Raw genomic sequence first — 23,930 nt, forward strand, 5'->3', positions numbered from 1 at the left:
CGGTCGATCGGTCAGAAGTACCGGCCGCAGGGGTACTGGCCGCCTTCGTAGCTCCAGCAGAGCTCCACCGTGAAGGGGCGCCCGTCCTCGTAATGGACCTGGTACAGGCCGGCGTCTCCGAACTCGTCCTGGTACGACCACCACGGGGGCGCCGCGTGGGCGGGAGCGGCGGCGGTGGCGCCGATCAGGGCGGCGGCGACCGCGCCGAACAGCACGGTCGCGATCCGCTTGCCGGTCTTGGAAAGTCGTGACATCGATGACTCCAATCTCGTTCTTTCGAACCGGGGCATAGTCCACCGCCGCGGTCTTGGAGATCGGTTGGAGCTGACTGAAGATCGTTCCAAGCGGTCGTGCCCATCCGGTCGCCTGCGGGCGCGGCAACCCGAGATGCTCGGCAACAGTGAGGGGCGACTGCGGACGAAAGGGGGCGAACATCTGGCGGGTCACGAAGATCGCGAAGTACGGTGACGGTGCTCAGGGCCGACCGCGGCCCCGATGCCGTAATCGTTCGCCTTGCTCGATCCTGCCGACGTCACCAAGCCACGAGGTGCCCGCCCATGATCGAAGACGCCTACCCGCTGGCCACGCTGCAGGCGGGGATGCTGTTCCACAGCGAGCTCGACGCCTCCACCTACCACGACCTGACCACGCTGACCGTGCGCGGCCGCTTCGACCGGAAGGCCATGGAGGCGACGCTGTCCGACCTCGCCGCGCGCCACCCGATCCTGCGCACCGGCTTCGACCTCACCGGCTTCAGCGAACCGCTGCAGCTCGTGCACGACGCCGCCACGATCCCGCTGGAGGTCGTCGCGTCGGGTGAGGGCCCGGCGACCTGGCGCGAGGCCGAGAAGCGCCGCCCCTTCGACTGGAGCCGGCCGCCGCTGCTGCGGGTCTGCGTGCACCTGCTGGAACCGGCCAGGTTCGCGCTGAGCGTGAGCTTCCACCACGCGATCCTGGACGGCTGGAGCCTGGCCTCCCTCATCACCGAACTGCTCGAACGCTACTCCGCCCGCCTCCGCGGCCTCACCGTGCCCGTGCGGCCGCCCTCGGCCGCCTTCCGCGACCTGATCGCGCTCGAGCGCACCGTCCTGGCCTCGCAGGAGGCGCGTGCCTTCTGGGAGCGGCAGGTCGCCGACGCCCCGGACAGCCGCCTGCCGCGCCTGCCCGGCTATCCGCTCGACGGCGTGACCGACGTGCGGGGCCACGCCACCCCGCTCGACCGGGAGCTCACGGCGCGGCTGGAGCGGGTGGCGCGCGAGGAGCAGGTGCCCCTGCGCACCGTGCTGCTGGCCGTACACCTGCGGGTGGTGTCGCTGCTCACCGGCCGCGCCGACGTCCTGAGCGGGATGCTCGTGCACGGCCGCCCGGAGAGCGAGGGCGCGGAGGAGGCGCTCGGCCTGTTCCTCAACACCGTTCCGGTACGGCACAGCCTCACCGCTCCCACCTGGCGCGAGATGATCAAGGAGGTGTTCGCCGCCGAAGTCGCGTTGCTTCCGCACCGGCGCTTCCCGCTGTTCGAGGTCCAGCGGCTGGCCGGCCGCGCGCCCCTGCTGGACGTCACCTTCGACTACCGCGACTTCCACGTGTACGACAGGCTCCGCGCCGCGGATGAGCCGGCGGACGGTCGCGCGGACGATCCGGGTGCCGGTCAGGTGGCGCTGGAGGGACAGGACCACTTCGAGCAGACCGACATCCCGATGACCGTGGGCTTCTCACGCGAGGCGTCGGGCGCCATGGTGCTGGTCCTGTCGTATGACCGCACCCAGTTCTCCGGCGTCCAGGCCGACGACATCGCCGGGCACTACCTGCGCGCGCTGGCGCACCTGGCCGCCGATCCGGGCGCCGATCCGCGGCCGGCCGACGACTTCCTCGGCGGCGACGCGGAGCTGATCGACGGCTGGAACGCCACCGCGCGCCGCTACGAGCCGGTGACCGTACACGAGCTGGTGCTGGCCCAGGCGCGGCGTACGCCCGAGGCTCCCGCGGTCGTCTTCGAGGGACGGTGGCGCACCTACGGCGAGCTCGCGTCACGGGCGTTACGGCTGGCGCGGGTCCTGCGCGAGGCGGGCGTCGGCCAGGACCGGGTGGTGGGCGTGTTCCTGGAGCGCGGCCACGATCTGCCCACCGGCCTGCTGGGTGTGCTGGCCGCCGGGGGCGCCTATCTCCCGCTCGAGGTCGACCATCCGCCCGAGCGGTTGCGGCTGATGATGCAGGACGCCGGCGCCGTACACGTGGTCACCTCGGCCGACCTGGCCGACCGGCTGCCGGACGGCTCGGCGGCGATCCTGGTCGACCAGGACGGGCCCGCCTTGAGCGACTTGCCGGATATTTCGCCTGATGCGCTCGCCTACGTCTTCTTCACCTCCGGGACCACCGGACGCCCGAAGGGGGTGGGCGTCTCGCACCGTGCTGTGGTCAACCGGCTGCTGTGGGGGCAGGAGACCTTCGTCTTCGGCCCGGAGGACCGCGTCCTGCAGAAGACGCCGTACGGCTTCGACATCTCGGTGTCGGAGCTGTTCCCGCCGCTGATCGCCGGGGCCGGGCTGGTGATGGCGCGGCCGGGCGGCCACCTGGAGCCGGACTATCTGGCCGAGCTCATCACCGCCGAGCAGGTCACCTACGTGCACTTCGTCGCCTCGATGCTGGCGGCTTTCCTGGAGCTGGGTGATCGGCTGCCGCCGCTGCCGCGCGTCGTCAACGGCGGCGAGGCGCTGCCGCCGGACGTGGCCGCCCGGTTCCGCGGTGGTGAGCTGCTCAACCTGTACGGGCCGACCGAGGCGACGGTGGAGGTGTCCTGGCACCGGTGCGTACCGGGTGAGCCCACGGTCCCGATCGGGGTGCCGATCGCCAACAGCCGTCTGGAGGTGCTGGACGCCTCCCTGCAGCGGGTCCCGATCGGCGTGGTGGGCGAGCTGTACATCGCGGGTGTCCAGCTCGCCCGCGGGTATCTCGGGCAGCCGGGGCTGACGGCCGACCGGTTCGTCCCCGACCCCTACGGCTCCGGCGGACGCCTGTACCGGACCGGCGACCTGGCCCGCTGGCGCCCGGACGGCGAGGTGGAATACCTGGGGCGCAGCGACTTCCAGGTGAAGATCCGCGGCATGCGGGTGGAGCTCGGCGAGATCGAGGCGGCGCTGCTGGCCCTTGAGGAGGTCAAGGCCGCCGTGGTGGTGGCCAGGCCGGGCGCGGGCGGGCCGCGGCTGGCCGCCTACGTGGTGAGCGATGAAGAGATCGACTGGCGGGCGCGGCTGGCCGCGGTGCTGCCCGGCTACATGGTGCCCTCGGACTTCGTCCGCCTGGAGGCGCTGCCGGTCTCGCGCAACGGCAAGCTGGATCGCGCCGCGCTCCCCGAGCCCGCCTCCTCCCGGACCGCCTCCTACGTCCCGCCGCGCGACCCGGTGGAGGCGCACCTGGCTCATCTGTGGGAGGAGGCGCTGGAGCTGACGGCGGTCGGCGTGCACGACGACTTCTTCGAGCTCGGCGGGCATTCGCTGATCGCGTTGCGGCTGGCGATGCGGATCCGCAAGGAGTTCGACCGGGAGCTGCCGGTGGCCGCGTTCCTGTCGGCGCCGACCGTGGCCAGGCTGGCCGACGTGCTGCGGCAGCCGGCCGACATGGGCAGCGCGAGCCGGATCGTGCCGCTGCAGCCCGACGGGGACCGTACGCCGATCTTCTTCTTCCACGCGCTGGGCGGGCAGGTCTTCCGTTACCACCCGCTGGCCCGCCGGCTCGGCGCCGACCAGCCGGTGTACGGCGTGGAGGCGCGGGGGCTGGCGCCCGGCGAGGAGCCGCACCGCTCCTTCGCCGAGATGATCGAGGACTACCTGGGCCACCTGCGGGCGGTACGGCCGCACGGGCCCTATGTGCTGGGCGGGTTCTGCATCGGCGGCAACATCGCCATCGAGGTCGCCCGCCGCCTGCGCGCCGAGGGTGAACAGGTGCCGCTGGTCGTGCTCATGTACTCCGACGCCGACGAGCCGGTCATCGCCGCCACCCTGGACGACGAGCGGGCGCTGCTGTTCCACGCGCTGGCCGGTGGGCCGCTGGAGGTGGACTGGGAGGAGCTCGGCGCGATGGAGCCGCAGCAGCGGCTGCTGGCGGTGATGGGCGCGGCGGCGGCCGCCGACCGGCTGCCGCCGGACACGGCCGATGTGGAGCAGGCGCGTCGCTATCTGGAGGTGTTCCGGGCCAACGCCCACGCGGTCGGGCGGTTCGAGCACGAGCCCTACGACGGGCCCGTGGCGCTGTTCGGTCCCTCGGGGTCCGCCCTGGGCTGGCAGGAGATCGTCAAGGGCCCGCTGGAGATCGCGCCGATCCCCGAGGAACGCGTAGTGATCCTGTACGAGCCCCTGGTCGGGGAGACGGCCACCACCATAAGGAAGTGGATGGACCACGGCGTCGACGTCGGCGGTTTCGGGACGCCTCAGTCGAGGACCGGGAGCGGGGGGACGGAGGCGAGACCGAGATAGCCGCCGGCGGCGGCCAGAGCCGTACGGAGGTCATCGGTGACCTGCCGGGCGGCGGACGCCTCAGAGACCTCAGGAGAGTGGCCGAAGCCGATCCAGACCTCGGCCGTGGTGCGGCCACGGGAGATCCGCTCGTCATAGGTGCCCGGCACGAGCTCCCCGAAGACGAGCAGCTCCTGCAGTCCGGCCGGACGCCACCAGGCGAGCCAGTCCGGGTCCTGGTCGACGGCCCGGACGAGGCGTTCGGCCGCATCGGCGTAGGCGCTGTCGTCCGGCAGGCCCTGGTCGGTGATGCTCCAGAACACCTGGAGCCATTGCCGCCCGGGGCGGGAGAAGTCCGCGACGAACGGGGCCGCCGGTTCCTGCGGTTCCCTGTGAAGCGCCTTGCGGTAGGGCTCCAGATACTCCAGGAACACCGGCCGGTCCGCGGCCCAGGCCTCGCCGAGATGGTTGCCGCCGGAGCGGGTGGCCATATCGAACGCGGCGGCGGCCAGCCGATGCAGGTCATCGGAGACGGTGAAGGGATTGCGGTCCAGCCAGTGATGGGCGGCCTCGTCGGGGGCGATTCCCGAGATGCGGGCCGCGATCAGGCAGGCGACCGCCAGAGCGGCCTCCGCCTGGCCCTCCTCGTCGTAGTCCTTGCTGTCGCGGACGAACTCATCGAGCATCCCGGTCATCGCCGTCGCGATGTCATCGCTTTGCTCCAGGTCCGCGACGGCGTCGGCGGCCTCGTCACTGTCGAAGGAGCCTTCGAAGAAGGGCGTCCGGTCATCCATGCCGTGACTCCTTCCCACGGAGGTGAGCGGGGTATGCGCAGGTCACCGGTTGACGGACTGGACTCTCCAGCGTTATCCGGCCGGGACGCCGGTCTACGGCTCTCGGCGGGATGTCGCAGGAAGGCTCCAGCGCAGATCGTCCGGGGTGGGCGTGGTGCGCCAGCGGGCACGCAGGACGCCGTCGCCGTCGGGCAGAACCGCGGTGAGCAGGGGGTGGTATTCGTCCGCGGCGCAGGGCAGCACCATCGCGGCCCGCGCGCACCGCGTCCAGATCGGGGCACAGATCCGGCCACACGCTCAGCTGAGCACGCGGGGCGAGTCGCGCACGCACGGCATCAAGACTGGCGTGGGTGAGGCGGTGCCATCGGGTGGCGTTCTGCACACGGGCGCCTCCCGTCCGAAGGAGACGAAGCCGGCGATCTCCGGTTCACGGATCTCCAGCACATCCACGCCGGCCTCTTCGGCGAACCTGGGTGATGTGGCGCCCGGAGGAGTACCCCTTCGGCGGCCCGGAGTGGTCCTGACCTGGTCAGCCGTCGAAGTGCCTCCGGCCGATGCCAAGGTCGCCGGGCGGGCGCAGCACGCTGCGATGCGTCCGGACCGGGTGCGAGGCGGAGATCACAGTTCCCCTCTCATTTGGCGGCACGGCAGAAATAGAAAGGTTGAGGTGACTCGGCGTGACAGGCCTCATTCAATGAGGCGGCCTTCAGAGGACGAGCACCGGCCCATCTCGCCACCGTTGCCCAAAAAGCCGGATAAGTCCCGAATGCCTTCTCTAAGATCACCTTCATGAAGAAAACAATCATGGCTCTTGTGACGGCAGCGACCGTCGCGGCGCTTGTCCCCCTCGCACCGGGCACGGCCCTGGCCGAACCGGTCCCCTCCGGCTGCCGCAGCGGTTTCTATTACCAGAACTACAAGACGTGGGCCAGCTGCGCCAGTGGCCCGGGGTACGTGCGGGCCATAGCCACGTGTCCCACCAGCTCGGGCTCCACGAAGGTGTACGGCCCGTGGGTCTGGGTCCAGTCGGGCATCGCGGGACAGTCGGTCGCCACCTGCCCGAACCACAGCCGCAAGGCCCTCGCCCACAGCTGGGGAATCAAGAAGTACTAACGCGTCGTCGTGAGATGCGGGCACCGGCGGAACCCGGCCCGCCCGAACTGCGCAGTGCCCGCATCGGCGGTTGATGACATGCCAGTCGACGGCACCCCGGCCGGGCGCTTTTCCATAGGCGAAAATCAATGGCCCGCCAATGGTCCGGCGACTCGGCGCTCCGGCACGATTATCGGGTGAGTGCCGGCGACGAAGAGGTCGGTGGCGGGTCTCGGGATCCGCTCGCTCGGGTGCACCGGTTCACGGACAACGTCCTGGTGCGTCGGCCCCTTGAGACCGCCATCGTTTTCGAGAGCAGACCTGCGGCCGGCGCCCATGTGGGTGTCCTGAGCGTCGCGGAAGAGGCGGACCGGGCGCCGCTGGCAATACCGGTCTGGTACCTGTACGAGTCCGGCGGCGACATCGCCTTCATCACCGCCCGCGACAGCCGCAAGATGGAGCTGGTCCGCAAGGCGGGCCGGGTGAGCCTGGTCGCACAGGACGGGCAGCCGCCCTACCGGTACGCCTCTGTGGAGGGCCCGGTCGTGGCGGTCCAGGACCCGGCACGGCCGGAGGATCGCAGAACGCTGGCCGAACGCTATCTGGGCCCCGAGGGCGCCGCGCAGTACCTGGAGGCCACGAAGGAGGTCGCCGACACCATGGTCATGGTCCGCGTGCGCCCGGAGCGCTGGTACACCCGGGACTACACCGAGCGGTGAGCGGTCCGCGCCCGGCCGACCGATCCGTACGGGCCGGGCGAAGACCGCGGCGGAGAACACTCAACGCGCACCTGATCACCGCCCGGGATCCCTTCACGCCCGACCCCGTGATCGATCCCACCGCCTGCCTGGCGGTCCGGTACGGGCTACGCCGTACGGCGCCCATGCTTTCTCTCCGATGCCCGTCCGGCGCACACCGGCGACTCCACGAAATCCGGGGAACATCCCTCAGCGTGCCGCCAGGAGCAGGCCGGCGCTTCGCCGGGCACGCCGCGCCGCCTGCCGGTCCCGATCCAGGTGCGCGGCCACCACCGCGCCGTCGATGAGCTGAAGCAGCGCAGCGGCCAGCGGCTCGTCCCGGCCGACGGCGCCCACGTGCGGGAACAAGTCCGCCAGCCAGCGCCGATGGTAGGCGATGACATTCTGGATCCCCTCATGGTGCGGGTATTCGGCGGCCGCGTTGATGAACGGGCAACCCCGGTAGCCGGGCGCGGACAACTGTTCGTCGAAGACATCGAAGACCGCCAGCGCCCGCTCCCGGGGATCGTCGGCACGCCGGTCCACCTCGGCTTGCACATGAGCGCGCCACTGGTCGGTGCGCCGCCGAAGGTAGGCCTCGACCAGCTCTTCCTTGGTGCGGAAGTGCACGTACATCGTTGATTTGGAGACCTTGCTCTCGGCGATCACCCGGTCGATGCCCACCGCGCGGATGCCTTCGGCGTAGAAGAGCGCATCGGCCGTGTCCAGCAGTCGTTCCCGGACCGGCGGCACCCCTGTCTTCCTCATGCCCCCAGTATCGAACGAACAGTTCTGTTTGACGAATCGGAGGATCACGATTTACGGTTCCAGTAATCGAACGAACAGTTCTGTTCGATACTGAGAGAGGTGACTTGTGATGGCCCGCGTGAACCTGATCGACCCGGCCACCGCGACCGGAGCGCCCGCCGAGTTGCTGCAGGCGACCAAGCAGACGATGGGCGTGGTTCCCAATATGGCCAAGGCCCTGGCCAACAGCCCTGCCGCACTGCGGGGCTTCCTCGGGTTGTTCGGCGCGCTGAAGGAAGGCGTGCTGCGCGCCGCGGACCAGGAGCGGATCGCGCTCGCGGTGGCCGAACTGAACGGCTGCTCCTACTGCCTGTCGGCGCACACCATGGTGTCGCGCAACGTGGCCAGGCTTCCGGAGGAGGAGATCGAAGCCGCCCGGCGCGGCGAAAGCGACGATCCGAAGTCCGCGGCGATCCTGCGCCTGGCCGTGGCCATCGCCAAGGACCGGGGACACCTCAGCCAGGACGACTTCGAAGGGGCCCGGCAAGCGGGCCTGACCGATGAGGAGATCGTCGAGACCGTGGCGAACGTCGCCCGCAACGTCTTCACCAACTACGTCAACGAGACCCTCGCCGTCGACGTGGAATGGCCGCTCGTCCTGCCCCACGCCCGCGCCACCGCCTGACCCGCCGCGTCCCGGGGCGGCGGGCACCGCCTGCCGCCCCGGGACGCGCGATGCGCACGGAGCGTTCGCCCCCTGGAACGGCCGATCCCGCGAGGTCGGTCCGCAGAGCCCTGCACGGCACCCACGCGTGAGAGCGGCGAGACCGGCGAGCGCGGGAAGCAGCAGACGGCCACTGACGACAACCGGCTCCGGCCCGCTTTCGATGACGGGGTGACATTGAGTGAGTCAACCGGCCTGCGCAGCCCCACCGAGATGCCTGTGCCGCAAGTGCCCTATCAACATCACTGGAAGATCCTCCAGCGCAGCCCGGCCACGCCGGCGCAGCCGCCGCCTGCCATGCTGACGCCATGCGGCACAAACAGATCCTGGACGAACTCGCCGTCCCCACGCTGGTCCAGGCGATGGATGAGGATCTGGCCGGCTGGGTGGGCCGGCGGCTGCGGGAGATCGGCGGAACACCGGCCGAGGTCCGGCGCCGGGCGGTGACCTTCCTGCGGCCCGCCGATGTCGTCTCCATCGAACTCGACGCAGCCTTCCACGCGGCCTTCGTCCTGCAGCTGCACGACGACAAGGGCGGCCAGTGCCCCGTCATCGAGTTCTACGCCGGGCGTTTCCCGCTTCCGCCGACGGCGCGGCAGCTGGCCGGCCGTCCGGCTGCCGGCGGCGTGCGGTTTCGCCACGCCCGCTTCAGCGTGTGGGGCCTGACCCACCTGCCGGATCCGGCCCGCCAGGTCAGGCTGGTGGCCCGCGGGCATCCCGACAAGCCGCTGAGTGCTCCGTCCCGGCCGGGTGAGGGGCGATACACGGTGACCGACCCCATCTCCTTGCAGCAGAGCATGATGACGCTGTTCGCCGATACCGGCGAATGAGCCTCGCCACCCACGGCTCCACCGATGACAGCCGGACGCGCGACAGGGGGCAGCTGATCTTGTGGTCCCCGCTCATGGTCCGCGCGACCGACAACCGAAACCCGATGGACCTGTGCATCTCGATGCGCAGAGGCCGGTCGGCGTCGGCACGGCCGTCTCGTGGCCGGTTGGAAAACTGGAAGCATGCTCACCCCTCGCCCGGTCGTCGAGGCGTTCGTCCAGGGCATGGGTGTTTCGGAAACGCCGGTGGATTTGCCCGCCCTTGCGGTGGATGTGGACCTACAGTCCGAGTGACGGCGGGCGATGGCCCGCTCACCGCAGCGGGGCGGACCGGCAGGCAGGAGGGGTCGGGCGATGAGCACCGAGCCGGTGGTCGTGGCCGGGCAGGCGATTCCGTATGCGAGCGCGTCCGCGGCCGCCTACGGCGGTGCGGTGCTGGCCCGCACTCAGGAGCAGGTCGCCGATGCGACCCGCTGTCGCTCAAGTCGCTGCAGGCGGATCCCTTCCCCGCCCTGCAAGAGCAGATCGGCCAGACCGTCACCGGCCCCGTCACCAAGGTGACTCCCCTGGGCGTCTTCATCTGCGTCGAAGACACCCGTCACGGCTTCGGGGGCCTGCCGCCCACCGCGGAACTTCCCGATCTCACCGTGGAGACCGGCGACGTTCTCGCCATGGAGATCGTTGAGGCGGACCTCACCCGCCGCCGCATCGAACTCGCCCTCGCCCTCGCCCTCGCCCTCGCCCTCGCCCTCGCCCTCGCCAAGGACCCGTATGCCCATGGTGGTGACCGATGACCGCAGACAACGAGGGATGGTCGTTCGCCTCAGCGAGAGAGCCGGCCAGGTTCGCAGCCGCCGAACACCGCCGGTCTCCAGAAGCAGAGCACGCGCTCGGAGCCGACCAGGCCACCTTGTGCGGCATCCCGGAAGCCCAGCTCGACATCCATCGGCACCTCTTCAGAACCGACGACCCCCGAGCTTGTCCACGGTGCCGCCAGAGGGCCGCGGCAGCGCCCTCCGTCGCCTGCGCCCAAGAACGCCTGCACGACAAGGTCCTGACGGCCGCACCCGGCGCCTTACGGACCTGGCTGCTCAACGTGCTGCGCGACGGCGCCGAGATCGGCATCTGGATCAGCGGACCAGCAGACAGAATCGCCATCCATGCGCACGCCGACCGCATCACCGACGGAGCGGAGACCGTGAAAAACCTGCTCGCCACTCATGACCGCATCGGCATCGCCCGGGTTGTCCAACCCTTCGGCGAGTTCATCGTCCTGTTGCCGGAGCACACCGGCCCGATCATCGCCTGGACCACCCGGTAACCCACCGACCTGCCAAGAGGCAGACCTCCCCGTGTACAGGTGTGCCGAGCGACGTACCCGCCGGATGGGCACTGGCCCTGGCCGTCGCGGACTCCTTGCTCCGGTACACGGGGGTGAGGGGCGGGCTGTCATCGCCATATCCACCAACAGGTCGATATCGATAGATTTGCTGTGCTCGATCCCACGATCGCGAGGTAGGCATGTCGGACGAACGAAGCGCGCGCGCAGCAAGACGAGGAATGCGGCCGTACGGGTGGATGCTCGTGCTGGCCGGCATGGTTCTTCTCGCCGACCAGGCCTCCAAGTTGTGGGCGATCTCGGCGCTGACCGACCGAGAACCCGTCTCGGTGATCCCGGGGGTGATTCAGCTGCGGCTGTTGTTCAACCCGGGTGCCGCCTTCTCGATCGGCGAGGGGGCGACGTGGGTGTTCACCCTGGCGGCGGCTGTGGCCGTGGCCGGCATCGCGTACGTCGGGCGGCGGCTGCGCTCGACGGCCTGGACCGTGGCGTTGGGTGCGCTGCTGGGCGGCGCCACCTCTCACCTGCTGGACCGTCTGTTCCGGCCGCCCGGCTTCGCCCGGGGCCACGTCGTCGACTTCATCGACTACGGCGGACTGTTCGTCGGCAATCTCGCTGACATCGCCCTCGTCGGAAGCTGCGCCTTCGTGATGCTGCTCAGCGCACGGGGCATCTCCCTCGACGGCGCACCGGACACGGGCACCGATGCCCCCGCCCCCTCCGGGAGCACTGCGAGCAGCGCCTGACCCGACGGCCTGGTCGAGAACACGAAGAGCGGCCATCGTCACGCCTGACAGCATCTCCCGCACCGGCCAGGGACAGGGGTGCCACACATCGACAGGGAGATCGCGGCAACAACTCCCCCGGCCGCTTCATGAGCGACCCCTCCGCGACCCCTCCTCGCCTGCAGTCACGGCGCTGCCTGCGCGCCTTACATACCGAATGGAACCCAGCAGGACATCGGCAGCCCCATCGCTCCGCGCGCCGTGGCCAACCCCGAGCAAATCACCGGCGCCCTCGACGTCTGCAGCTACGCGAGCCGCCGTCAGGGACCACGGTTTGGGGCCTTCTACGGCTGCACGCACTACGCGATGATGCACCCGGCTCCGCCGGGCCGACTGCCAGCTGCCCGAGTCGGGGTGGGGCAAGATCATCCTGGAAGCCTCCACCCCCGAGGTCGGTAAGGACTACACCGACAACGGCGCGCTCCACAACGACCGCTCGCTTAAGGGGCGCTCGAAGAAGACCGTACGGCCGATCCCCATCCCGCCCGAGCAGCTCGCCCCCCGCTGATGGGTCGGCCGTACGACCTGCGCCATGCCGGGGTCACCTGGCGCCTGTCTGCGGGCATTCCGGCCGCCCAGATTGCCGAGTGGGCCGGCCACAGCGTCGAGGTCTTGCAGCGCATCTACCACCGCTGCATGTCCGGCTACGACGAAGTGTGGATCGACCGGATGGACCGCGCCCGGGAAGAGAAATGATCGCTGCTCCTGGTGAGGGCTGACAGACCTGCCGACTCTCACCAGAGACGGCCCTCCGTCTCACCGGCAGTCTGGACGAGCTGAGCCATGGCCCCCGCCGGTAGCGCGGGGTTGGCTGCTGCCGAGAATGCGACTTGGTCATCGGAGTCGCGGAGGAGCGCCAGTATCCGGGGAACGGGCAGGCGCGGATCCCGGGCCATGGCCATCCGGACCCTCCGTTCCTCGTCATGGCTCAGCCTCTCGATGACGTCTGCGGAAGCCTGTGGATCCAGCACGACCAGGCGCCGTTCGCGTGAGTGCGGTGAGTCAGCGAAACGGGCCAGGCCCGCCCCTGGAAAGCGGGGACGGCCGGTCAGTTCGCCTTCCGAGTATCCGGCGTCATCCATGACCACCCGCAGCAGCAGGGCGGCGGGGGCGTCCGGGTGATGTTCAGCTAAGAGGAGCCGGACCGCCGGATCGTCATCGTGGGCGAGCCGCTCGACCAGGTCCGGCCCGAGGTCCGGGTTGCAGGCGACGCTGCGGCGCAGCACCACATGGGCCGATCGCGCATAGTGGACCATCGCGGAGGCGTCGGTGAACCGGTCCCGGATCCACGACAGCGGGACGTGCACCTGATACAGCTCGGGGTCATACGCGATGGCCGAACGCTTGGCTTCGGTGAGTTCCGGGCGGAGCGAGATCATCAAGCGCACCCGCGGATCCGGATCGGCGGACAACTCTTCCACCAGGTCGCGATCCAGATGCGGGTTCCCGGCGGCCAGGTGACGATGCCCGGGGTCATCGCTGCGGGCGTAGCTTTCGGCCATCGCCCTGGGTAACGGCGCCTCCCCCACGATCTGCGCCGCATCGTCACCTGCGAGGATCGCATCGAGCAGTTCCGGCCGCTCCCGGTAGGCCCTCAACCAGGCTGCTCGCCGTACCGACGGATCCACATCATCAAGGAGGGCTGCTTTGGCATGTTCGGGAAGCCGGTCCCAGCCGGGGCACATCGTTCTCCGTACTTCGGGCTCTGGATCTGCCGCCAGCACGGTCAGAACGGGAGCGGGAGTCTGCCAGTTCCGAGCCAGCTCACACCGGACCTCGATACACGGGTCATGGGTCAGGAGGCCGTAGGCGGCATCGGTCAACGGCGTGGTCCGGCGTTGGAAGCGGCGCCACTCTGGGCCCGCGGCCAGGGCCCGGCGCACGCGGAGAACAGGATCCCGTGCAAGCTTCGACCGAGTCTCCGCCGAGACGTGTGGGTTGACTGCGAAGCACTCCCTGACCGTGGCGTCGCGGTGACCGATGAAGGCTTCCACCACCTGCTCCGGCAAGTGAGAGCGCCACGCCAGGTATGGCAGCGCGTCGGCCATCGCTGTGGGTTGGAGCATGCGGAGCATGAGGCTTGTCGGCAGCGCAGGGTTGGCGGCCAGGCCCGACAGGATGTTCACCGTTCCCCTCCCGTTTTATCCTCATCCGCCCTGAGTTCGAACATCGCTGAACACCTTCGACACTCCAAGCCGTCGTTGGCGCTGTGCCGCCTGCGCGTGTTGTAGAAGTCCGCGATCCAGGTCGCGATCCGCACCCGAGCCTCGGCCCGGCTGCGGAACCGGTGCCGGTAAACGAACTCGACCTTCAGCGTGCTGTTGAACGCCTCGGCGGCCGCGTTGTCGAGCACGCAGCCGACCCGGCCCATCGACTGCACCACCCCGCTGCGCCGACAGGCGCTCTGGTAGGCGGCCGCACTGTATTCCGAGCCGCGGTCCGAATGAAAGATCACCCCGTCCACGCTTCCGCCCCGGGTGGCGACCGCCATCTGCAAGGAGGCGACCGTCAACGCGGCATCATGGTGCTCACTCATCGCATAGCCGAGCAGCCGGCGGGAGAACAGATCCTCCACCGTGGCCAGATACAGCGTGCCCTCGTCGGTGCCGATCTCGGTGACATCACCGCACCACAGCACATCGGGCGCGATCGCGGTGAACTGGCGATGCACCAGGTCCGGCGCAGCCGGCCGCGTGCCCGGCCGAGTCAGCGAGCGCGGCTTGCGGCGCACCCGGGCCACCAGGCCGAGGGTGGCCATCCGTGCCGCGACCGTGTTCTCGGAGACCCTCCATCCCTCTTCCCACAGGTCACGTGTGATGCGCGCGGAGCCATAGGTGCCGCCGGAGGCGGTGAAGTGCTTCTCGATCGCCGCATCCAGGTCGGCGCGCCGCCGCTGGCGCGGCGTCGGGGCACGGTCCTTCCACTTGTAGAACCAGGACTGCGAGACTCCCAGCGCCCGGCAGGAGGTGACGTGGCTGATGCCGTACTCGGTCTTCTGGGAGCGGATGAAGGCCGCCACGCTTATCGGCCCATCACCTCTCGAACCCACAAGACCACCGAGCGCTTGAGCACATCACGCTCATCTTCCAGCTCGGCGCGTTCCTTGTCCCAGGCCGTCTTCTTCTGCGCGAGCTCGCGCTCCAGCTCGGCCTTTTCAGCCCGCAGCCGGGCCAGTTCCTCCTGCGCCGACTCCGGCGCCGTGGCCCCATCGCCGGTCGCGTGCCGGGCGGTGAGCCGGTCCATGTGCATGCAGTTGTGCAGGGTGTAGGGGTTGATCCCCAGGTCCCGCGCGACCTGCGCGACGGGCTTGCCGGTCTCCTTGACGACGCGCACCGCGCCCGCCCGAAACTCCGGATCAAACCGGCGCCTCTTGCTTGCCACGACCCAACCTTCTCTCAGGTTCGGGTCTCCACGCTATGAGGGGAAGTCCAAGGTGGACTGGAGGCTTCGGATCCACCGGATGATGCAAGGACGGGTGTGTCCAGTCAGTGGTACATCTCGATCTTGTTTGATTATCGGGTGGTCGGAGTCAGGCGGCCGTCGAAGGTGACGGCGAAGGCGTTCAGCGCGGCCTTCCAGCGGGTGACCCAGCGTTTGCGGCCCTCGCCGGTCGGGTCCAGGCTCATGATCGCCATGTAGACGCACTTGAGCGCGGCCTGCTCGCCTGCGGAAGTGCCCACAGGCCTTGACCGCTCGCCGGATGCGGGCACCCGCCGACTCGATGGCGTTGGTCGAACAGATCACCCGGCGGATCTCGGCATCGGCCAGCAGGTCGTCGACGAACCGGGCGATGCGGCGCCATTGCCCGGCCCGGCCGGGCAGCTGCCGCAGGCAGGTGAACGCCCACGGCGCGCCGGTGAGCTGGGGTGCCGGACGGCTGCGTCCGGCGGGCAGATCAGGTGCGCAGGGTGGCAGACGGGGTGCGGCCACAGGTGGTGCGGTAGGCGGCGGCGAAGCGGCCCGGGGAGGCAAAGCCCTAGCGGTGGGCGATGGCCGCCACGGTGGTGCCGGCGCTGGGGTCGACGGCCTGCAGCTCGCGGTGAGCGCGCTCGAGTCGCACCCGGGCCAGGTAGCCGGTGGGGGTGGTGTCGTGGTGGCGGCGAAAAGCGTACTGGATGGCCCGGGCGCTGGTGCCGACGGCCTCGGCGATGTGCTCCTGTTTGTGGGCCGGCACCGTATGGGCTCTGACTCGGCCTGGGACTCGGGAAGCTGCGCTACTGCGCCTGCGCTGGCGGCGAGCTCGGCGCGGCGCAGGCCGGTGGAGTACAGCACGGCCAGCAGTGCGCCGTCGCGCAAGCCGGGGAGCCGGATCCGGCCCTTGCCGCGTCGGTGTCGTCGTCGCAGGCAGCACCGGGCGCTGACCGACACCTCGACCGATGTGTGGCGAATGCTCAAGGTATGGATGGACCTGAGGCGGTCAGTGCACCGGGCGGTGTTGGCTTTGCGTGCGGTGTAGATCACCACGACCAGCGCGGCCAGGCCGGTGGTGATGGCCAGGATGTTGCCGCGAACGGCCACCACCGCGGCCGCCCGGTCCTTGGCCGTCAGCTTGTTGGGGTCGGTCGGCGGTGCCGCTGAGAGGTCGAGGGCGGCGTGATCGTAGGCAGCACGTCCGCTGAGCCGTACGCCGTCCACGTGTTCCAGCACCTACAGAGTGCCCGGGCCCAGCATCCAGGCCAGCGCGGGTCAGGCGCTGCGGGCGTGCGCTGCCTGATCCGGCGAGGGGAAGCGCGCCCACTCCGAAGGCTCATGTCCGCGCGGTGCAGCACAACCGGCTGTCAACCTCTCGGCTGCGGGCCTACGGTAGAGCCTGACGTGCTCACCTCACCGCCGACCGGGGCTGTGCCGGCTGGCTGGCCGGGCGCATGGAAGGAGCCTGTCGTCCCGGGCCAGGCAGGAAAGTGCGACGGCGTGCAGGGCCGCCGGATGCAGACCGGCGGGGGGACGGCAGGTCAACGGATGGGTGGAGGTGTGCCGGCCACGGGAGCGGTTCCTGATGCCGGGACGTAGGTACAGATGGCCCAATGACATCCTGGCCGCACGATTTTTGGGTGAGGCCTCGGAGATACCAAATACCGATGCGGGAGAGCCTGTGGACCTGAAGTTGGAGCACCGTTTCGAGGGTGGTCTCACCATCGTTGAGGTCGCGGGTGAGGTCGATGTCTACACCGCGCCCAAGTTGCGTGAGCTTCTCATCGGCCTCGTCGGTGAGGGGCACTTCCACCTCCTGCTCAACATGGAGAAGGTGGACTTCCTGGACTCCACTGCTCTGGGCGTCCTGGTCGGCGGGCTCAAGCGGGTCCGGGCGCACGACGGCTCCCTGGAGCTGGTGTGCACCCAGGAGCGCATCCTGAAGATCTTCAAGATCACCGGGCTGAGTAAGGTTTTCGGCATCTACACCTCGACCGCCGAAGCCCTGGCGGCGCACCGCCTTTCCGCCGAGAAGCAGGGCGAAAGGCCTCTGGACGTACCGATCCGGATTTACCTGACGGACGAAGAAGGACATCGCACCATAGAAGAGGGCGTGGAAGGTCTCGCCGCGAGCTTCCGCATAGATGTGTTCGATCGCCTTCCTCCCGTCACCGGGTCATGGTTCAGAGAGCTCCGGGGACGTTTCCACAAGAGTGACGCCGTTCCCACGGTTGATGAAGCGCTTGCCAAAATCACCCGGGCCATCGAGATGCAGGCCCTATTGAAACCTCAGGCGGAAGTCGATGCCGCGCAAGGGGATGCGGTGGCGAAAATGATAACCGCCCTGGAGAAGACCTCGAAAGCCGTCATACAGATCGGCTCGGTCATGTTGGTGAAATTCGACGACTCGATCGTCGTACGGAATCTCACCCAGCTCGAGCTGGCCCACTGGGAGCAAAACCCTGTCTTGTTTCGCGATCCGGCGGCGGCACTGGAGGAGCTTCAACGGGCCACGGCCAATGATCAGGTCTGCCGGTGTGGTTCGGGGCTGGCCCGGCAGCTGTGCCATCCTGGCAGGGTAGACCCCGACGATCGGAGCTTGACCGGCCCGCAGGGGGATGCCCAGCGCGACGCACCGGAGTAACTCGATCACCTGCGTGGAGTAGAACACGTGTCCGGTGGAGCCGCCGGAAGTGTGACCAGGCCGGGGCGTGCTCGATGGCGTTGACCGCCGGTATGAGCAGCCGAGCCGGAACCCGGCGGATCTTCACCAGCGACAGCCGCACGAGCCTCGGTCTGCCGACGCCTCCAGGAGTATCAGGTGGTCTTTCCCCTCGCCGACGGCCTCACCGCCGGCGGACAGGGCGGCGCGCGTGAGGGGCAAGAACGCCGGCGCGAGCATGGCCATGGTGACGTGCCGGTGCCACGGGGTTCACTTGCGGACCTCAGAGGCAGGCAGGACGTCGTTGGTCGGACAACGGTCGTCGAATCCGCCGATGGAGGTGTTCCCGGAGGGCGAAGGATCCCCCGTACACGGCGCGTCGAAAGGCTCCGCCTCGATCACGGCGGTGCCGGGCGGAAGGCGGGAGCCTGTCGTTGGGCGGGCGACGACTCACCAGGGGCCGTGACGCGGCGCCGTACCAGCAGGCCGAAGGCGACGACCAGCAGCCCGGCCACGCCCGCGACTACGAACGGCGCGGCGGGACGCCACGCGTCGTAGAGGTAACCGCCCAGGCCGGAGACGACCAGGATGCCGAGCGCCCCGCAGAGGGTCTGCACACCGTAGGCCGAGCCGCGCACGGCGGCGGGTGCCTGCTGGGCCAGAAGCGGCCCCGCGGTGGTGATCACGGCGATCTCGCCCAGACCGATGAGCACGGCGACGGCCATCATGCCGGAGCCGAGCGGGTCGGCGACCAGTACGGTGGACAGGTAGGCGATGGCGGCCAGGCCCTGGGCGAGGATCACCACGTCCTGGCGGCGCATCCGGTCGCCGAGCCAGCCGACGAGGGGGGCGCCGAGCATGGCAACGGTCTGGGCGATGCCGACCACGGTCCCGGCGCGGGCAAGCGCTTCGGCGCCGGACAGAGCGCCCTCGGCGAGCGCGTGCTCGCTCACCCACAACGACAGGAACCCGGCGACCACGGCCAGGTCGGCGCGGGCGACGAACGCCGCCGCATACGACAGGGCGACGCCGGGGTCGCGGGCGAGGGCGACACCTTCGGCGATCAGCCGCGCCAGCGGGATCCGCGCGGCGGCGGGGGCAGCTCGCGCCTTCGACAGGGTGAACCACATCAGCGCGCCGACCGCCAGCACGGCTGCGGCGATGGCCAGGAACGACAGGCGGGCGGCGGTGACCGGGGCGGTGCCGCCGCTTTCCAGGATCTGGGGCAGCCGCACCAGGGCGAGTACCGCCACCATGGCGCCGAGCCCGCTGAACAGCCCCACCAATCCATAGGAGCGGCCGCGGGAGCCGTCGCGGACGTAGTCGGCGGCGATCGTGGAGAGCATCCCGGTAAGGGCGGCGACGCCGAGGGCGAAGACGACCCGGAGCGCGACGAGCACGGCGGTGGAGTCGGCGAAGGGGAACAGCGCGGTGCCGAGCGCGCACAGGGCGAAACCCGCCACCGCGATGGGGCGCCTGCCGTACCGGTCGGCGAGCGCCCCGTACCAGGCCAGACTGGCGATCATGGTGATCTCCGCGGCGACACCAAGCAGGCCGACGGCCTTTCCCTGGTCGTGTGCGGGAACGCCGAGGACTCCGCTCAGGATGTAGGGCTGCGCGGCCGGGAGGAAGGAGATCACCATGGTCGAGGCGAACGCCATGAACAGACAAGCCCGCATGTTGCCCCGGGTGACGCCGTCGGCGAGGCGCAGACCGATGAGGCGGCGCGAGGGGGAGACGACCATGGCGTGATCTTGTCAGCTGTTCGGCCGCTTCTCCACCGGTTCGGTGACTATGCTCACGGTATTTCCGCCAATACCGTGATCATGGAGCGGCCCGTGACCGACCAGACGCCTGCCGGCATCCAGACACATCTCCCCAACGCCGCCCGCATGTACGACTACTACCTGGGCGGCAAGGACAACTTCCCCGCCGACCGCGAGGCCGCGGAAAAAGCGCTGTCGTTCGTTCCGGAGATCCGCCACAGCGTCCGGGCCAACCGCGCCTTCCTCGGCCGCGCCGTGGACTTCCTCACCCGTCAGGGCATCCGCCAGTTCATCGACATCGGCGCCGGACTGCCCACGCAGAGCAACGTCCACCAGGTCGCCGCCCCCGACGCCCGCGTCGTCTACGTCGACAACGACACCACGGTCCTGGTGCACGGCCGGGCGATACTCGGCAAGCACGAGAATGCATCCATCGTTGAGGGCGACGCGCGCCGCCCCCGCGAGATCCTGGACCATCCCGACGTCCGGGCGGCGATCGACTTCGGCCGGCCGGTCGCGGTCTTGCTGCTGGCGATCCTGCACTTCATCACCGACGAGGAGGGGCCGCAGCGCATCGTCGCCGAACTACGGCGGGCACTGCCGCCCGGCAGCTACCTGGCCCTGTCGCACGTCGCGATCGACGCCCGCCCGGAGGCCGCCGAGGGCGTCACGGACGTCTACCGGCGGGCGTCCTCCCCGTTCGTGGCGCGGACCGGCGCGGAGATCGCCCGCCTGCTCGACGGCATCTCCCTGGTCGAGCCTGGCCTGGTGAACCTGCCGGAGTGGCGGCCGGAGCCAGGCACGGTGGTCCCCTACCGGGACATCGGCGACTACTTCCTCGGTGCGGTCGGGTATGTCAGCGGGTAACCGCCCGCCCCCACCCGGGGCAGACCTTGCGCGGGCCGCCTCAGGCGGGCGAGGAGTGCGCAGGCCGCGTATTGCGCTGCCGGCTGATGCCAAGGCAGGCGATTACATGCGTTCCACACGGGGCTAGAAAGACCTGAAAGTGGTACGTGGACTCGACGCTGTTGGTGTAGCCGAGCAGAACACGATCAAGGTCGCAGGTGGCGAGCCGAGCGCAGAATCGGCAAAGCCGATGGAGGGGATATTCCTGCGGCGGCTCAACCGCTTTCAACGCCGGTAGATGCCGACGAGGCCGACCGCCAAGACGGGCTTGGGCCAGACCTGGAGATGTCCTCCGGGCAGAAGCGCACGACGACATGCCGCACTCGTTTCCCTTGTGCTCTCATCGAGGAGTCCGGCCAGGGTGGTGCGGTCTATGTCGGTCATCGCCGTCGTCACTCCCATCGCCTGGTCAGCTGGGGTTCTATTCGCTGGGGGAATAGTCAAGACCTGTGGATCGGGGTGCCATGCGACTCATTGGTCGCCTCTTGATTCCTGGCTGGTTGCTTCGGCGGTTCGTTCGATGAGTAGGGGCTCAGCAGAACTTTTCGATCCTAGGATTGGGGCCATGAGCAGGACCGACCGCGCCAGCCGGGTCATCGCGGCATCACCGGCGACTGTCTACGGCGCCCTCCTCGACCGGGAGTCGCTGGAGGCCTGGCTGCCGCCGGCCGGCATGCGCGGGCGGATCGAGCGGTGGGATCCCCGGCCTGGCGGCGGGTTCCGGATGGTCCTCACCTACCTCGACTCCGTGGGCTTGATCCGGTTTGACAGACATCCGAGATCAGGGGCTCGTCCCCGGAAGGATGTCCATGATGGAGCACATGGGGAAGAAGAAACCGCGTCCTCGCCGCTCGTTCACGCGTGAGTTCAAGGCGGAGATCGTCGAGCTGTGTCAGCGCGGGGACCGTTCGATCGGCCAGGTGGCCAAGGACTTCGATCTGACCGAGACCGCGGTACGCGAGTGGATCCGCCAGGCCGAGGTCGACACCGGTCGACGGGACGGGCTGACCAGCGACGAACGCGAGGAGCTGGCCGCGCTGCGGCGAGAAAACCGCCGCCTGCGCGAGGACGTCGACATCCTCAAGCGGGCCACGGCTTTCTTCGCCAAGGAGACCCGGTGAAGGTGCATCCCTTCATCGAGGCGGAAAAGCAGGGCGGCCACAACGTCAAACGGGCGTGTGAGCTGCTGGAGGTCTCCCGATCCGCCTTCTATGCCCGCCGTCAGGCCATTGCCGGTCCCCGCGCGGTGCGCGATGCGCACCTGGCCGAGCGCATCGCCGAGGTCCATCGGCACTCGCGCGGCATCTACGGCGCTCCGCGCATCCACGCGCTCTTGCAGCGGGAAGGCACCGGCTGCGGCCGGCGCCGTGTGGCCCGGCTGATGCGCGCGGCCGGACTGCAGGGCCGCCACCGGCGCCGCCGACAGCAGACCACCGTCGCCGATCCGCAGGCCGCGCTGCGCCCCGACCTCATCGGCCGGGACTTTCGCCCGGATGCGGCCGCGCTCGATACCCGCTGGTGCGGCGACATTACTTACCTGCCCACCGAGGAGGGCTGGCTGTATCTGGCCATGGTCATCGACATCGCCTCCCGTCGGGTGGTGGGCTGGGCCACTGCTGATCATCTGCGCACCGAACTGGTCGCCGACGCCTTGGAAGCGGCCTGCCGGCGGCGCCGCCCCGTCCGAGAAGTGATCTTCCACTCGGACCGCGGCTGTCAGTACACCAGCGGGGCGTTCGCCGAGCTGGCCGAGCGGCTCGGGGTCCGGCTGTCGGTCGGCCGGACCGGCCAATGCTGGGACAACGCCCTGGCCGAGTCGTTCTTCGCCACGCTGAAGGGTGAACTGCTCGGTGATCGCCCCTGGCCCAGCCGGGCTGCCGCCCGCAGCGCGGTCTTCGAGTTCATCGAGGGCTGGTACAACCTGCACCGGCTGCACAGCAGTCTGGGCTACGTTAGCCCTGCCGCCTACGAGGCCGCCTTCGCGGCCTGATCACCACACCGAAGGTGTCCGCCAAAGCGGAGCAAGCTCACCGCCGACAGCCCCGGCAAGACCTCAAAGTCGACGGATGTCGTCGACGTCGGCTTCGCCGACCTGGTGCCACCGGAGCGTGTGGTGCAGCGGGCGGTGTTCGAGGCCGACGATCCGTCGTACGCAGGCACCATGACTATGACCTGGCACCTGGTCGCCGTCGGTGACGGGACCGAGGTGACCGTCACCGCCACGGACGTGCCACCGGGCATCGACCAAGCAGACCACGAAGCCGGGATCACCTCCTCACTGGCCAACCTGGCCTCGTACGTCGAAACAGCCGACTGACTCAAGTCGGCTGCGCTAGATCGCTGATGTGAAATTCGGGAATCGGCTGCGGGCATGACGAAGGGCGTCCATGGTCGGTGTGTGAAGACAGACTTAGACGCCCTTCTGATCGCACTCTACGTCTATCTGGACGATCACGTGATGCCTTCGCGGGCACGGCCTCGCCGACGGGGCCGGCCCGCGGTGCTGACCCCGGCCGAGGCGGTGGTCGTGGCGGTGGCCCAGGTCCTGCTGCGCTGCGATCAGGAGCGCTACTGGCTGCGGATCGCAGCGGCCCGGATCGGTCACCTGTTCCCGCGGCTGCCCTCCCAGGCGGTCTACAACCGGCAGCTGCGCGATCTGGGCCCGCAGATGTCGGCGGCGGCCTTGTGGATCGCCCGCCACATCCCCACCTGGCACGAACCGCTGCGGCTGATGGACGGCACCCCGATCCGGTGCGGCGCCTCGCGGGTGACGGTCAACCGGTCCAGCCTGGGCGAGATCGCCGGATACGGCATGGACAAGTCCCACCACGCCTTCTACTGGGGCGCCAAGCTGATGCCGATCACCACCGCCGACGGCGCGGTGACCGCCTTCAGCCTGGCCTGCCCCAAGGACCTCGACGAACGCAAGCAAGCCCTGCATGGCTAGGACGGTTTCATTCGGCCCCACTTGATGATCTTCGACGGGGAGATGTGACGGCTTGAGTCGGCCCCACCCGGAGACGTTTAAGGACGCCGCGACCAGTTCGGTCTGTGGACTCGGGGACTGCCGTCCCCGAACCCCTGCCGGGCGAGAGCATCACCCGCCCAGCGGGCGCCGGGGTCAGCACCGCACGAGGCGGGCGACGCCCTCGCATCGGACCACGACGGTGGAGCTCATGAGGGCCTCCAGACGGTGGTCCCGGGGTGGGGCCACTTCAGGCCGACATCGAGTTCCCGAGATCAACAACGGTGTCCGGTGGGGCCAAGTCGGGCCGTCCGGGTGGGGCCAGTTCAAGCCGTCATAGCCACCCTGCACCTGCTGCACGTCCAACAGATCGCACCCGGGCCGTGCCCGATCGTGTGTGACAAGGGATTCGCCGGCGCCGGCATCGAGAAAGCCGCCGCCGAACCGGGTTACCCGTTGATCCGGCCGGCCCGCGAAGACGAGCCCGCACCCGCCCTGCCCTTTCCCGGCTGGCTACGCCAGCGCATCGAAGCGATCATCTGGACGCTGAAGAACCAGCTCGGCCTCGAACGCCACAACGCCCGCCACCCCGACGGCCTGTGGGCCCGCATCAGCCAGCGCATCCTCGCTCTCAATGTCGTCATCTGGCACAACTGGACCATCGGCGCACCCGTGAAACGATCCCTGATCGCCTACGACCACTAATACTCCAGTGACACTTCGT

20 protein-coding genes and 6 pseudogenes are annotated in these 23,930 nt (G+C 69.4%); 17 read left to right on the forward strand and 9 right to left on the reverse strand.

Going from position 1 to position 23,930, the window contains the following annotated elements; translation table 11 throughout:
• Positions 1–11 precede the first annotated feature (11 nt).
• Positions 12–254 carry a hypothetical protein gene (locus Pta02_RS30640; protein WP_203878461.1) on the reverse strand — a complete coding sequence of 81 codons (243 nt, stop codon included), beginning with the start codon at positions 252–254 and terminating at the stop codon, positions 12–14.
• 303 nt (positions 255–557) lie between these two features.
• On the opposite strand from Pta02_RS30640, the gene Pta02_RS30645 reads away from it, so the two are divergent.
• Complete coding sequence (locus Pta02_RS30645) at positions 558–4,469, forward strand: non-ribosomal peptide synthetase (protein ID WP_203878462.1); 3,912 nt, start codon at positions 558–560, stop codon at positions 4,467–4,469.
• On the opposite strand, the gene Pta02_RS30650 is transcribed toward Pta02_RS30645, so the two are convergent.
• Complete coding sequence (locus tag Pta02_RS30650) at positions 4,424–5,242, reverse strand: DUF4259 domain-containing protein (protein ID WP_203878463.1); 819 nt, start codon at positions 5,240–5,242, stop codon at positions 4,424–4,426. The two genes, Pta02_RS30645 and Pta02_RS30650, sit on opposite strands and share 46 nt — an antisense overlap.
• Positions 5,243–6,046: 804 nt before the next feature.
• Here Pta02_RS30650 and Pta02_RS30655 point away from each other — a divergent pair.
• Together Pta02_RS30655 and Pta02_RS30660 are read left to right on the forward strand one after the other, a co-directional pair.
• Positions 6,047–6,355: a hypothetical protein gene (locus tag Pta02_RS30655; RefSeq protein WP_203878464.1), complete on the forward strand. Its 309-nt coding sequence runs from the start codon at positions 6,047–6,049 to the stop codon at positions 6,353–6,355.
• A 230-nt stretch (positions 6,356–6,585) separates the two neighbouring features.
• On the forward strand, positions 6,586–7,053 hold the full coding sequence (locus tag Pta02_RS30660; RefSeq protein WP_239131345.1) for a pyridoxamine 5'-phosphate oxidase family protein: 468 nt from the start codon (positions 6,586–6,588) through the stop codon (positions 7,051–7,053).
• A gap of 228 nt (positions 7,054–7,281) precedes the next feature.
• Here Pta02_RS30660 and Pta02_RS30665 read toward each other — a convergent pair whose 3' ends face one another.
• Entirely contained in the window at positions 7,282–7,839 is a 558-nt protein-coding gene (locus Pta02_RS30665) for a TetR/AcrR family transcriptional regulator (RefSeq protein WP_203878466.1), read from the reverse strand.
• Positions 7,840–7,948: 109 nt separating this feature from the next.
• Here Pta02_RS30665 and Pta02_RS30670 point away from each other — a divergent pair, with 109 nt between their 5' ends.
• The 6 genes from Pta02_RS30670 (at position 7,949) to Pta02_RS30695 (ending at position 12,192) form a co-directional block, all read left to right on the forward strand.
• A complete protein-coding gene (locus Pta02_RS30670; protein WP_203878467.1) occupies positions 7,949–8,503 on the forward strand; it encodes a carboxymuconolactone decarboxylase family protein in 555 nt (184 codons plus the stop codon).
• Between the two features lie 347 nt (positions 8,504–8,850).
• Positions 8,851–9,372, forward strand: coding sequence for a hypothetical protein (locus Pta02_RS30675; RefSeq protein WP_203878468.1), 522 nt, complete (start codon positions 8,851–8,853; stop codon positions 9,370–9,372).
• Between the two features lie 557 nt (positions 9,373–9,929).
• Entirely contained in the window at positions 9,930–10,166 is a 237-nt protein-coding gene (locus Pta02_RS30680) for a hypothetical protein (protein ID WP_203878469.1), read from the forward strand.
• Positions 10,163–10,693 (forward strand): hypothetical protein, encoded by a 531-nt coding sequence (locus Pta02_RS30685; RefSeq protein WP_203878470.1) that lies wholly within the window; start codon positions 10,163–10,165, stop codon positions 10,691–10,693. The genes Pta02_RS30680 and Pta02_RS30685 overlap by 4 nt, the downstream gene beginning before the upstream one ends.
• A 257-nt stretch (positions 10,694–10,950) precedes the next feature.
• Positions 10,951–11,457 carry a signal peptidase II gene (locus Pta02_RS30690; protein WP_239131346.1) on the forward strand — a complete coding sequence of 169 codons (507 nt, stop codon included), beginning with the start codon at positions 10,951–10,953 and terminating at the stop codon, positions 11,455–11,457.
• A gap of 546 nt (positions 11,458–12,003) precedes the next feature.
• The gene (locus Pta02_RS30695) at positions 12,004–12,192 is read left to right on the forward strand and encodes a site-specific integrase (protein WP_203878471.1); all 189 of its coding nucleotides are present in this window, start codon (positions 12,004–12,006) and stop codon (positions 12,190–12,192) included.
• 38 nt (positions 12,193–12,230) lie between these two features.
• On the opposite strand, the gene Pta02_RS30700 is transcribed toward Pta02_RS30695, so the two are convergent.
• The 5 genes and pseudogenes from Pta02_RS30700 to Pta02_RS30720 all read right to left on the reverse strand — a co-directional run bounded on the left by Pta02_RS30700 (position 12,231) and on the right by Pta02_RS30720 (position 15,670).
• Entirely contained in the window at positions 12,231–13,622 is a 1,392-nt protein-coding gene (locus Pta02_RS30700) for a hypothetical protein (RefSeq protein WP_203878472.1), read from the reverse strand.
• Positions 13,619–14,515 (reverse strand): IS3 family transposase, encoded by an 897-nt coding sequence (locus tag Pta02_RS30705; protein WP_203878473.1) that lies wholly within the window; start codon positions 14,513–14,515, stop codon positions 13,619–13,621. The genes Pta02_RS30700 and Pta02_RS30705 overlap by 4 nt, the downstream gene beginning before the upstream one ends.
• A gap of 2 nt (positions 14,516–14,517) precedes the next feature.
• Positions 14,518–14,877, reverse strand: a complete 360-nt coding sequence (locus Pta02_RS30710; RefSeq protein WP_203878474.1) for a transposase — start codon at positions 14,875–14,877, stop codon at positions 14,518–14,520.
• A 131-nt stretch (positions 14,878–15,008) separates the two neighbouring features.
• Positions 15,009–15,297 (reverse strand): annotated as a pseudogene (locus tag Pta02_RS30715) (transposase); the annotation flags it as partial.
• Between the two features lie 175 nt (positions 15,298–15,472).
• Positions 15,473–15,670 (reverse strand): helix-turn-helix domain-containing protein, encoded by a 198-nt coding sequence (locus tag Pta02_RS30720; protein ID WP_203878476.1) that lies wholly within the window; start codon positions 15,668–15,670, stop codon positions 15,473–15,475.
• A gap of 918 nt (positions 15,671–16,588) precedes the next feature.
• On the opposite strand from Pta02_RS30720, the pseudogene Pta02_RS30725 reads away from it, so the two are divergent.
• Positions 16,589–16,915 (forward strand): annotated as a pseudogene (locus Pta02_RS30725) (STAS domain-containing protein); the annotation flags it as partial.
• Between the two features lie 1,052 nt (positions 16,916–17,967).
• Here Pta02_RS30725 and Pta02_RS30730 read toward each other — a convergent pair.
• Positions 17,968–19,314, reverse strand: coding sequence for an MFS transporter (locus Pta02_RS30730; protein ID WP_203878477.1), 1,347 nt, complete (start codon positions 19,312–19,314; stop codon positions 17,968–17,970).
• A 93-nt stretch (positions 19,315–19,407) separates the two neighbouring features.
• On the opposite strand from Pta02_RS30730, the gene Pta02_RS30735 reads away from it, so the two are divergent.
• The 7 genes and pseudogenes from Pta02_RS30735 to Pta02_RS30760 form a co-directional block, all read left to right on the forward strand.
• Positions 19,408–20,202 carry an SAM-dependent methyltransferase gene (locus Pta02_RS30735; RefSeq protein WP_203878478.1) on the forward strand — a complete coding sequence of 265 codons (795 nt, stop codon included), beginning with the start codon at positions 19,408–19,410 and terminating at the stop codon, positions 20,200–20,202.
• Between the two features lie 604 nt (positions 20,203–20,806).
• A pseudogene (locus Pta02_RS42375) lies at positions 20,807–20,986 on the forward strand (SRPBCC domain-containing protein); the annotation flags it as partial.
• A gap of 76 nt (positions 20,987–21,062) precedes the next feature.
• A complete protein-coding gene (locus tag Pta02_RS42380) occupies positions 21,063–21,362 on the forward strand; it encodes a transposase (RefSeq protein ID WP_373872426.1) in 300 nt (99 codons plus the stop codon).
• Positions 21,359–22,231 carry an IS3 family transposase gene (locus Pta02_RS30745; protein WP_373872425.1) on the forward strand — a complete coding sequence of 291 codons (873 nt, stop codon included), beginning with the start codon at positions 21,359–21,361 and terminating at the stop codon, positions 22,229–22,231. Before Pta02_RS42380 ends, Pta02_RS30745 begins: the two co-directional genes overlap by 4 nt.
• 93 nt (positions 22,232–22,324) lie before the next feature.
• A pseudogene (locus Pta02_RS30750) lies at positions 22,325–22,558 on the forward strand (SRPBCC domain-containing protein); the annotation flags it as partial.
• An 81-nt stretch (positions 22,559–22,639) separates the two neighbouring features.
• Positions 22,640–23,182, forward strand: a pseudogene (locus Pta02_RS30755) (transposase family protein); the annotation flags it as partial.
• Positions 23,183–23,542: 360 nt separating this feature from the next.
• Positions 23,543–23,911: pseudogene (locus Pta02_RS30760) on the forward strand (IS982 family transposase); the annotation flags it as partial.
• Between the last annotated feature and the right edge of the window lie 19 nt (positions 23,912–23,930).

This window comes from Paraplanobispora takensis, from assembly GCF_016863195.1.
Taxonomy (GTDB): domain Bacteria; phylum Actinomycetota; class Actinomycetes; order Streptosporangiales; family Streptosporangiaceae; genus Planobispora; species Planobispora takensis.